Below are 10,822 nucleotides of genomic sequence, written 5' to 3' on the forward strand. Positions count from 1 at the left end.
TGGTCTTGTTCAGAATGGATTGCTGCACAGCGCCGCCTTGGCGCGCCGGTATTCCTCGCGCATGCTGGCGATCACCTCGGCGGCGGGACGCACCTGGTCGATCGTGCCGACGCCCTGCCCGGCGCCCCAGATTTCCTTCCAGGCCTTCGGCCCGGCCGCGGCGGCGGCGCCGAAATTCATCGCCGTCTTGTCCTTGTCGGGCAGGTTGTCCGGGTCGAGGCCGGCAGCGACGATGCTCTTCTTCAGGTAGTTGCCATGGACGCCGGTAAAGTACGGCGTATAGACGACGTCCTTGGCCGCCGAATCGACGATCGCCTGCTTGTAGGCGTCGACCGCGTTGGCTTCGCTGGTGGCGATGAAGCGCGTGCCGATGTAGGCGAAGTCGGCGCCCATCGCCTGCGCGGCGAGAACCGCCGAGCCGTTGGTGATCGAACCGGAGAGCGCGATCGGACCGTCGTAGAACTTGCGGATTTCGCCGACCAGCGCGAACGGGCTGAGCGTGCCGGCATGGCCGCCGGCCCCGGCGCAGACCAGGATCAAGCCGTCGACGCCGGCTTCCAGCGCCTTCTCGGCATGGCGCACACTGATCACGTCGTGGAAGACCTTGCCACCGTAGGCATGCACATGCGGCACGATCTGCGTCGGCGCCGACAGGCTGGTGATGATCAGCGGCACCTCGTGCTGCACGCACAACGCCATGTCGTGCTCAAGGCGGGTGTTCGACGGGTGGATGATCTGGTTGACCGCGAACGGCGCCGCCTGCGGGTCGGCGGCCAGTTCGCGCTTGATGCGCAGCAGCCAGTCGTCGAGCACTTCCTGCGGGCGGGCGTTGAGCGCCGGAAAGGAACCGATGACGCCGCTCTTGCACTGGGCGATCACCAGGTCCGGGTTGGAGACGATGAACATCGGCGCGCAGATGACCGGCAGCGTCAGGTTCTTGTTCAGGGAATCGGGAATGGGCAACTCAGGCTCCTTCTTTCAGGGCGCGACGCAGGATCTTGCCGACGTTGGTACGCGGCAGGTCGTCGCGGAATTCGACATGCTTGGGAATCTTGTAGCCGGTGAGCAGGGTACGGCAGTGCTCGATCAGCGCGTGTTCGGTGAGATTGGGGTCCTTGCGCACGACGAATATCTTCACCGCCTCGCCGGAATGCTCGTCGGCAACGCCGATGGCGGCGACGTCGATGACGCCGGGGTGCATGGCGACGGCTTCCTCGACTTCGTTCGGATAGACGTTGAAGCCGGAGACCAGGATCATGTCCTTCTTGCGGTCGACCAGGAAAACGAAACCCTGGGGATCGACATAACCCATGTCGCCGGTGCGCAGGAAACGATCCGGGTAGAAGACGTGCTCGGTTTCGTCCGGGCGCTGCCAGTAACCCTTCATCACCTGCGGGCCGCGGATGCAGATTTCGCCGACCTGCTTGACCGGGACTTCCTTGCCGCTGTCGTCGCGGATCGACACTTCGGTCGACGAGATCGGCAGGCCGATGGCGCCGTTGAACTCGTGCATGTCGAGCGGGTTGATCGTCGCCGCCGGGCTCGTCTCGGTCAGACCGTAAGCCTGCAGCAGCGGCACGCCGACCACCTTCAGCCAGCGCTCGGCAACCGGCGCCTGGACCGCCATGCCGCCGCCCAGCGTGACGTTCATCGTCGAGAAATCGAGCTTGGCGAAGTCCGGGTTGTTGAGCAGCGCGTTGAACAGGGTATTGACGCCGGTGACGACGGTGACCGGATACTTGCCCCATTCCTTGACGAAGTTGGGAATGTCGCGCGGGTTGGCGATCAGCAGGTTGCGCGCGCCGATCATCAGGAAGGTCAGGCAGTTCGCGGTCAGCGCGAAGATGTGATAGAGCGGCAAGGCGGTGATGATGAATTCCTTGCCTTCATGCACCACCGGCCGGATCCAGTTGTAGGCCTGGGTCACGTTGGAGGCGATGTTGGCATGGGTCAGCATGGCCCCCTTCGAAACCCCGGTGGTGCCGCCGGTGTATTGCAGGAAGGCGATGTCGTCGTGGTCGAGCGGCACCGGCTTGTAGCCTTGCCGCCGCCCGGCCGCCAGCGCCGCCTTGAAGCCGATGCTGCCCGGCAGTTTCCAGGCCGGCACCATCTTCTTGACGTGGCGGATGACGAAATTGACCAGGATGCCCTTGGCGCCGAGCATCTCGCCGAGCGGCGTGACGACGATGTGGCGGATGGCGCTGCCGGCGATGGCCCGCTGCAGCGTGTGCGCGAAGTTCTCGACGATGACGATGGCCACCGCCCCCGAATCCTTCAACTGGTGTTCGAGTTCGTGCGGCGTGTACAGCGGGTTGCAATTGACCACGACGCAACCGGCGCGCAGCGTGCCGAACAGCGCCACCGGGTATTGCAGCAGGTTGGGCATCATCAGCGCGACGCGCTCGCCCTTCTTCAGCCCCAGCGACTGCAGCCAGCCGGCGAAATCGCGCGTTGCCGCCTCCAGTTCGCCGTAGGTCATTTCCTTGCCCATGCTGATGTAGGCCACCTTGTCCGCGTACTTGCGGCAGGCGTCCTCGAACAGTGCGACGAGCGAGGGGATGTGGTCGATGTCGATATCGGCCGGGATGCCTTCGGGATAGCTCTGCAACCAGATTCTTTCCATGATGCGCTCCTCCTTTGCCTATTCTCTTGGTGCCGTCTCAACCGCCGAGCAGCGACTTTTTCAGCCCGGCGTCGGCAGGCTTGTCGCCCAGCCAGACCCGCAGCAGACCCTTGGCGAAAGCCGCTCCGGCGACCTTGCCGGCGGCTTCGCCGTTACGCGTCAGGACGATGCCGTCGGCGGTGAAATCGATGTCGATCACCTCGCCTTCGCGCACCTTGCCGAAGGCCCGCATCAGCGCACCGAGCTGTTCGGCTTGCGCCTTGATCTCGGCAAACTGGGCCGGCGTGTGGTTGTTGCGCAGGCCTTCGTCGAGCGCCGCGTAGAAGCTGTCGGCATCGACGTCGCGCATCATGCGCAGGCGCATGCGGCGCGGCTGCGTGCTGTCGATCAGCGCCTGCGCGTCGCTCGCCTTCTGGCCGACGTACAAGGCGCCGACATAGACCTTGAAGAACATCTTGCTGCGCAGGCCGGCGCCGTTGAGCACCAGTTCGCTGTCGCCGACCTTCACCTGATCGGCGATCCGCACCTCAGCGACTTCCGCCGCCTGCAGCCCGCCCGCCGTCGCCAGCGCGGCGACCAACAGCCCCAGGCGCAGCCTTTTCATTGCCATCATTTTTGTCTCCTCCGGTTTTTTTCCGATAGTAGTTTTTGTCGGCGATATAGACGGTGCGCTCGACCTCGGTATGGACCGTGCCGTGCGCATCCTTCAGTTCGACCGTGTAAGTCCGCTCAAGCTCCGGGTTTTCCGCGAGGCAGGCGCGGATGAACGCGACTTCCGTCTCGTCGATCACGAAGTCGGCGTACAGCGTGCTGTAACCCGGCTTGCGGTAGCGGATACTGGCCGCCTTGTCCCAGACGATGACGGACTCACCGAGCGCCGCCATCAGCATCATCGGATGCGCGCCGTCGGTTATCGCGAAGAGCGAACCGCCGTAGAGCGAGCCGACGATGTTCCTCGTCTTCCAGTTGAGCGGCAGGCAGACGCGGATGTGGCGCAAATCGCGCGCCACATGCACGACCCGCCCGCCGGTACCGCGAAAGGCCGGATGGAAGTTGAAGCCGAGACGCACCATGCGCGCCCGCCAGGCCGGCGGAAGTTTGGCTAGCCAGGCGGGTTTCATGGTCTTTCCGCGTTGCGCACGGGGCTCGCTCAGACGCGCTCGAAGATGCCGGCGGCGCCCATGCCGGTGCCGATGCACATGGTCACCATGCCGTACTTGCCGCCGGTGCGCTGCAGGCCGTGCACCACGGTCGCCGTGCGGATGGCGCCGGTGGCGCCGAGCGGGTGACCAAGGGCGATGGCGCCGCCAAGCGGATTGACCTTGGCCGGATCGATGCCGAGTTCCTGCATCACCGCCAGCGACTGTGCGGCGAAGGCTTCGTTGAGTTCGATCCAGTCGAGATCGGCGAGGCCGATGCCGACCTGCGCCAGCACCTTGGGAATCGCCGCCACCGGGCCGATGCCCATGATCTCCGGCGCCACGCCGCCGACCGCGTAACCGGCAAAGCGGGCGAGCGGGGTCAGGTTGTGTTCCTTGAGCACCTGTTCCGAGACCAGCATCACCGCGCCGGCGCCGTCCGACATCTGCGACGAGTTGCCGGCGGTCACCGAACCGCGCGCATGGAAGACCGGCTTCAGCTTGCCCAGGCGCTCGACGCTCGAATCCGGGCGCGGACCTTCGTCGTTCTCGGCGACGCGCAGGCGCTCGCGGATTTCGCCCGCCGCCAGGTCGGGCAGGTATTCGTGGATCGCGTAGGGCGTGATTTCCGCCTTGAAGTGGCCGGCGGCAATCGCCGCGCAGGCCTTCTTGTGCGATTCGGCAGCGAAGGCATCCTGCGCCTCGCGGCCGATCTTCCACTGGTTCGCCACCTTTTCGGCGGTCAGCCCCATGCCGTAGGCGATGCCGACGTTCTCGTCGGTGAAGACGGCCGGGTTCATCGCCATCTTGTTACCCATGATCTGCGGCATGATGCTCATCGACTCGGTGCCGGCGGCGATCATCACGTCGGCCAGGCCGAGGCGGATCTGGTTGGCGGCATCGGCCACCGCCTGCACGCCGGACGAACAGAAGCGGTTGATCGTGATGCCCGGCACGGTGATCGGCAGGCCGGCGAGCAGCGCGCCGATGCGTGCGACGTTCATGCCCTGCTCGGCTTCCGGCATGGCGCAGCCGACGATGACGTCGCCGATGCGCGCCGGGTCGATGCCCGGCACCTGGGCGACGACCGCCTTGATGACGGCGGCCAGCATGTCGTCCGGCCGCACGTTCCTGAACATGCCGTTCTTCTTGGCCACCGGCAAGCGGGTGGCGGCAACGATGTAGGCGTCCTGAATTTGTTTGCTCATTTGTCTTTGTCTCCTTGCCGTCTCAGTTACGGAGCGGCTTGCCGGTTTCCAGCATGTGCTTGATCCGGGCCTGGGTCATGGGGTCCTTCAGCAGATCGACGAACAGGCGGCGTTCGACGGTGATCAGCCATTCCTCGTCGACCCTGCTGCCGCCCTCGATCTCGCCACCGCACAAGGCGACGGCGGCGGAACGGGCAACCTTGTAGTCGTGCGCCGAGATCATGCCGCCCTCCTTCATGTTGACCAGCATCATCTCGAAGGTGGCGATGCCGGTGCGTCCGGCGACCGGGATGTCACGCGCCATCGGCGGCGGCGCGTAGCCGGCGTCGGCCAGCGCGCGCGCTTCGCGGATCGCCACCCAGAGCAGTTCGTGGGCGTTGAAAAGGATGCTGTCGGTGGGCCGGGCGAAACCGAAATCGATGACTTCCTGGGCGCTCTTGGCGACCTTGGCCATGGCGATGGTGGTGAACACCGGCTGCAAGAAATTGAACAGCTCGGTCGGCGTTGCCGATTGCGCCGCCCACTGCGCGGCGCGCACGGCAAATTCCTTGCAGCCGCCGCCGGCCGGAATCAGCCCGACGCCGGCCTCGACCAGGCCGACATAGCTTTCCAGCGCCATGACCCGCTTCGCCGCGTGCATGACGAACTCGCAGCCGCCGCCCAGGGCCATGCCCTGCACCGCAGCGACCACCGGCACCTGCGCGTACTTCAGCGTCTGCGAGGCGCGCTGGAATTTCTCGACGGTCTTTTCCAGCACGTCGAACTGGCCGGCGGCAATCGCCTCGCTGACTTGCGCCAGGTTGGCGCCGACGGCGAACGGCGCCTCGTGCCAGACGACGACGCCGTCGAGCGTCGTTTCCGCCTGGCGGACGGCGGCAATGACGCCGTCGAGCACTTCGTCGCCGATCGTGTGCATCTTCGACTTGAACGACAGGATGCCGATCCCGGCATCCACCGCCGGCAGGCACCAGAGGCGGACGCCGTCGTTCTCGAACAGCGTTTCGCCGGATTTTTCCGGACGCGACGCCCCTTCGCCGAGCACGCTTTCCGGGAACAACTGGCGCTGGTAGACCGGCAAGGAAGAACGACCGACGTAACGCTTGCCGCGCGCCGACCAAGAACCGAAAGGCGTATGCACGCCGGCACGCCCGCTTTCGGTCACCCAGGCCGGCAACGGCACGGCGGCCATGGTCTGGCCGGCGGCGATGTCGGCGGCAACGGCTTCGGCGATCTCCGCCCAGCCGGCGGCCTGCCAGGTCTCGAACGGGCCTTGCGTCCAGCCGAAGCCCCAGCGCATGGCGAGATCGAGGTCGCGCGCGTTGTCGGCGACATTTTCCAGTTGCACCGCGCAGTAGTGGAAGACATCGCGGAAGATCGCCCACAGGAATTGCGCCTGCGGATGGGCACTGGCGCGCAACGCGGCAAACTGCTCGGCCGGATTGCGCAGTTTCAGGATGGCGGCAACTTCTTCGGCAATCTCGCCGGCCGAGGTCCGGTAATCGCGCGCGGCCAGGTCGAGCACCTGGATTTCCTTGCCCTGCTTGCGGAAGATACCGCAGCGCGTTTTCTGGCCGAGGGCGCCCTGGGCGATCAAGGCTTGCAGCCAGGCCGGCGTGACGAAGTGGGCGTGCCACGGATCGTCCGGCAGCGTGTCCTGCATGGTCTTGACCACATGCGCCAGGGTGTCGAGGCCGACGACGTCGGCGGTGCGGTAGGTGGCGCTCTTCGGGCGGCCGATCTTCGGGCCGGTCAGCGCGTCGACTTCGTCGAAACCGAGGCCGAAGGCCTGCGTGTGATGCATGACGGCCAGGATGGAAAAGACGCCGATGCGGTTGGCGACGAAGTTCGGCGTGTCGAGCGCGCGGATGACGCCCTTGCCCAGGCGCGAAGTCAGCCAGGTTTCCAACGCGTCGAGGGTGGCGGCGTCGGTGCCTGGCGTGGCGATCACTTCGACCAGATGCATGTAACGCGGCGGGTTGAAGAAATGGATGCCGCAGAAGCGCGGCTGAACATTTTCCGGCAACCCCTGCGCCAGGGCCGCCATCGACAGGCCGGAGGTATTGGAAGCGACGATGGCGGTGGCCGACAGGTGCGGTGCGATCTTCGCGTAGAGGTCGTTCTTCCAGTCCATGCGCTCGGCGATGGCCTCGATCACCAGATCGCAGCCGGCGAGCAGCGGCAGGTGCTCGTCGTAGTTGGCGGCTTCGATCAGTTGCAGCTTGTCGCGGCTGGCCAGCGGCGCCGGATCGAGTTTCTTCAGGCCATCGAGCGCCTTGTTGACGATGCCGTTCTTCGGGCCTTCCTTGGCGGCCAGATCGAACAGCACGACCGGCACGCCGGCGTTGGCGAGGTGGGCCGCTATCTGCGCCCCCATCACCCCGGCGCCGAGCACGGCAGCTTTCTTGACGATCAGCTTGTTCAAAGCTTGTCTCCTTTCGTGGTCTTATCGTTGTCGTAAAAATAAAACGAACGTTTGAATTATAGACATCGAAGCCTGACGGTCAATGCCTTGGCGCGGAAAAACTGTAAAAAAAATCCCCGGGACATGCCCGGGGATTTTCCATTGTGCTCACGTAGCCTCAGAAAGCCATCGAGAACTGCCCGCCGAGGATCCAGACATCGCTGTCGTAGTCGCCGCGGATCAGACCGCTGGCGCCACCGTTGTTGTTGATCTTGGTATCCTTGACGAAGAGATAGGAGGCACCGAGATCGACCGTCGTTGCCTTGCTCGGCTTCCATTGCGCACCGAGCGACAGCCACAGGCGGTCGTTGTCGGGCAACGAAACCAGGCGATGTTCGGCATCCGGCACCGGCGTCTGGTCGTAGGCGACGCCGAATTTCAGCTTGGTCGTCGGATTCAGTGCATAGTTGGCGCCGAGCGCGACGCGCCAGCTATCGTCGAACTTGGTGTCGAGCGTCTGGTTGCCCAGCGCATTGGTGATCACGACTTTCGGGATGCTGCTCCAGCCGGTCCACGACACGTCGCCGAGCAGTTCCCACTTGTCGTTCAGCTTGTGCGTCAGGCTGACGATGGCGGTATCCGGCAATTCCAGCTTGGCCTGGGCATCGACCTGGGTCACGCCGACGACGGTCAGGTCGCCGTCCAGCTTCTGCTTGACCTTGGAACGATAGGAGAGACCCAGCTTGGTCGACTCGGACAGCGTGAACAAGGCGCCGATGTTCCAGCCCCAACCCGTGTCGTCCGCCTGCAGCTTGGCTATCGGCGCGACGGTGGCCGCTCCGGCACGCTTGATGTACTCGACATCCATCAGCATGTAGTTGATGCCGGCACCGAGCGAAACCTTGTCGTTGACGCGCCAGGCGATCGACGGATTGATGTTGTAGGTCTTGATGTCGAACTTGATCGAGTGCGCCGCCCCCAGCCAGTTCTTGTCGTACTCGGTCATCAGGCCGAAGGGCGCACCCAGACCGACACCGAGATAGACATCCTTGTTCAGCGCCCAGGACATGTAGGCATTCGGCAGCGCTGCCCAGCTACCGCCGTCGCCACCATCGCCGGAAAGCGACACCGGACCGAGAGCGGGAACGACCGAGCCCTTGTTGCTGAAGTTGAAGCTCGGCCGGACCAGCGACAGACCGACCGAGAATTCGCGCGCCTGCAGTTGGGTCATGCCGGCGGGGTTGTAGAAGATGGTGCTGGCGTTCTCGGCAACGGCGGCCGAACCGGCGTAGGCGTTACCGATCCCGCTGGCGTTCTGTTCGATCAACTGGAAACCGGCGGCGGCGGCCGAACCGGAAAAGCTCAAGGCGATCAACGCCGGGATCAGGCGCGGGGCGAGGCGAGTATGCATTGGTTTGTCTCCTGTGGTTTTGCTTATGATGGGCAAATGCCCGTTTGCACTACGATTAAATCCCCATACAGCGTTTGAAACCTCGTTTTAACGACGAAAAATCAAACGTTCGTTGGGAATAAACAACACTATTTCAAGATTGCATCGCCTCCCGGTAATGCAGCGGCCCACCGGTGAACGGTGCGAAACCGGTGCCGAAGATCACGCCGGCGTCGGCCAGCTCGGCGTCGGCGACGATGTTGTCGGCAACCAGACCTTGCGTACGTTCGATCAAGGGCTGCACCAGGCGTGCCGCGAGACCTTCCGGCGCTGTCGCGGCACTGCCTTTCTGCGGCTTGCCCTGCGTCCAGGTGTAGAAACCCTGGCCACTCTTTTTACCCAGCTGCCCCTGCTCCACCCGCTGCGTCAGGCAGCGCGGCGCTACGGCGCCATCGGCGAGTTGTTTGCCGGCGGCCATGGCGATGTCGAGGCCGACGGTGTCGGCCAGCTCGATCGGCCCCATCGGCATGCCGAAGGCGAGCATGGCCTCGTCCACCGTTTCCGGCGCGACGCCCTCGTCGACCGCACGCATGGCAGCCAGCATGTAGGGCGCCAGCACGGCGTTGACCAGGAAGCCCGGCGCGCTCTTCACCGGCAACGGCAGCTTGTCGATCTGTTTGACGAAGGCGCAGGCAGCACGCACGGCGGCTGGATCGGCACCGGCGGCTTCAACGACCTCGACCAGCGGCATCATCGCCACCGGGTTGAAGAAGTGGATGCCGACCAGGCGCTCCGGCCGCGCCAGCACCGTGCGCAGATCTTCGAGCTTGAGGCTGGAGGTGTTGCTGGCCAGGATGGCATCCGGCTTCATCCTCGGCTCCAGCGACTTGAACAGCGCGTGCTTGGCTTCGACGTTCTCGAAGATGGCTTCGATCACCACATCGGCCCGCGCAACGCCGGCGCCGGCCAGATCGGGAATCAGGCGGTCGAAGGCGGCGCGCACTTTCAGCGGTTCGCGCAGCTTCTTCCTGAACAGCGCGTCGGCCCGCTTGATGGCCGGCGCGATGCGTTCCAGATTCTGGTCCTGCAGCGTCACCGTCAGACCGCGCAGCGCGCACCAGGCGGCGATGTCGCCGCCCATGACGCCGGCGCCGATCACATGCACGTGCTGCGCGACAAACTCGCTGTCCTTGCCGAAGCCCTTCAACCGCTCCTGCAATCGGAAGACGCGCAGCAGGTTCTTGGCCGTCGGCGAGGCAATGATGCGATCAACCACCTCCGGCGCCGCCAGCGCATTGCCGCCGTGCTGCTGCCACAGGTCGATGATCGCGTAGGGCGCCGGGTAATGCTCCGGCCGCGCCTTCTTCGCCACCTGCTTGCGCGCGCCGTTGGCGACGACGCCTTTCAGCAGCCCGGCCAGCAGTTTCTGGACGAAGGGCAACGGCCGGCGCGGCTGCTTGGAGAGCAGCAGTTGCCGTGCCGCCATTTCCATGACGCGCGGCGGCACGCAGTCGTCGGCCAGGCCCATCTTCTTCGCCCGTTTGGCGTCGATGCCCTTGCCGGTCAGCATCATGTCCAGCGCCGCTGCCGGGCCGACACGTTGCGGCAGGCGCAGCATGCCGCCCCAGCCGGGGAAGATGCCGAGCATGACTTCCGGCAGCGCCATTTTCGTGCCCGGCTCGTCGACCGCCAGCAGGTAGCGGCAGGCCAGCGCCAGTTCGAGGCCGCCGCCCAGGCAGTGGCCACGGACCAGCGCCAGCGTCGGGTACGGCAGCGCGGCGAGGCGGTTGAACAGGTCCCAGCCGCGCGCCACCAGCGCCCGACCCTTTTCCGGGGTATCGAGCTGCGAAAATTCGCCGATGTCGGCGCCGGCGATGAAGCCGGCCGTCTTGCCTGAGCGGATGATCAGCCCCGTGGGCGGATAGAGGTCGAGCTGGTCGAGGACCTGCGCGAATTCGGCCATCACTTCGGCCGACAGCGCGTTGGTACTTTCGCCAGCCCGATCAAGCACGGCGACGACGATGCCGCTCTCTTCCTTGTTGAGTTGCCAGTGTTTCATGG

At 65.1% G+C, this 10,822-nt stretch carries 8 protein-coding genes; all 8 read right to left on the bottom strand.

All coding sequences use genetic code 11. The features are described from left to right. Window positions 1-9: 9 nt before the first annotated feature. On the bottom strand, window positions 10-963 hold the full coding sequence (locus ACLIIZ_RS04685; RefSeq protein ID WP_416691032.1) for an NAD(P)H-dependent flavin oxidoreductase: 954 nt from the start codon (window positions 961-963) through the stop codon (window positions 10-12). 1 nt (window position 964) lies between these two features. Next, window positions 965-2,623 carry a long-chain-fatty-acid--CoA ligase gene (locus tag ACLIIZ_RS04690; protein ID WP_416691033.1) on the bottom strand — a complete coding sequence of 553 codons (1,659 nt, stop codon included), beginning with the start codon at window positions 2,621-2,623 and terminating at the stop codon, window positions 965-967. A gap of 37 nt (window positions 2,624-2,660) precedes the next feature. Further along, a complete protein-coding gene (locus ACLIIZ_RS04695) occupies window positions 2,661-3,233 on the bottom strand; it encodes a chalcone isomerase family protein (RefSeq protein ID WP_416691094.1) in 573 nt (190 codons plus the stop codon). After that, window positions 3,151-3,744, bottom strand: a complete 594-nt coding sequence (locus tag ACLIIZ_RS04700; protein WP_416691034.1) for a DUF4442 domain-containing protein — start codon at window positions 3,742-3,744, stop codon at window positions 3,151-3,153. The genes ACLIIZ_RS04695 and ACLIIZ_RS04700 overlap by 83 nt, the downstream gene beginning before the upstream one ends. A 29-nt stretch (window positions 3,745-3,773) precedes the next feature. Further along, window positions 3,774-4,970, bottom strand: a complete 1,197-nt coding sequence (locus ACLIIZ_RS04705; protein ID WP_416691035.1) for an acetyl-CoA C-acyltransferase — start codon at window positions 4,968-4,970, stop codon at window positions 3,774-3,776. A 22-nt stretch (window positions 4,971-4,992) separates the two neighbouring features. Continuing rightward, window positions 4,993-7,392: a 3-hydroxyacyl-CoA dehydrogenase/enoyl-CoA hydratase family protein gene (locus ACLIIZ_RS04710; protein ID WP_416691036.1), complete on the bottom strand. Its 2,400-nt coding sequence runs from the start codon at window positions 7,390-7,392 to the stop codon at window positions 4,993-4,995. 157 nt (window positions 7,393-7,549) lie between these two features. Further along, window positions 7,550-8,782 (bottom strand): OmpP1/FadL family transporter, encoded by a 1,233-nt coding sequence (locus ACLIIZ_RS04715; RefSeq protein ID WP_416691037.1) that lies wholly within the window; start codon window positions 8,780-8,782, stop codon window positions 7,550-7,552. A 133-nt stretch (window positions 8,783-8,915) separates the two neighbouring features. Continuing rightward, window positions 8,916-10,820: a 3-hydroxyacyl-CoA dehydrogenase NAD-binding domain-containing protein gene (locus tag ACLIIZ_RS04720; RefSeq protein ID WP_416691038.1), complete on the bottom strand. Its 1,905-nt coding sequence runs from the start codon at window positions 10,818-10,820 to the stop codon at window positions 8,916-8,918. Between the last annotated feature and the right edge of the window lie 2 nt (window positions 10,821-10,822).

The sequence above is a fragment of the Azonexus caeni genome (assembly GCF_048146105.1).
In the GTDB taxonomy this organism is placed as follows: domain Bacteria; phylum Pseudomonadota; class Gammaproteobacteria; order Burkholderiales; family Rhodocyclaceae; genus Azonexus; species Azonexus aromaticus_B.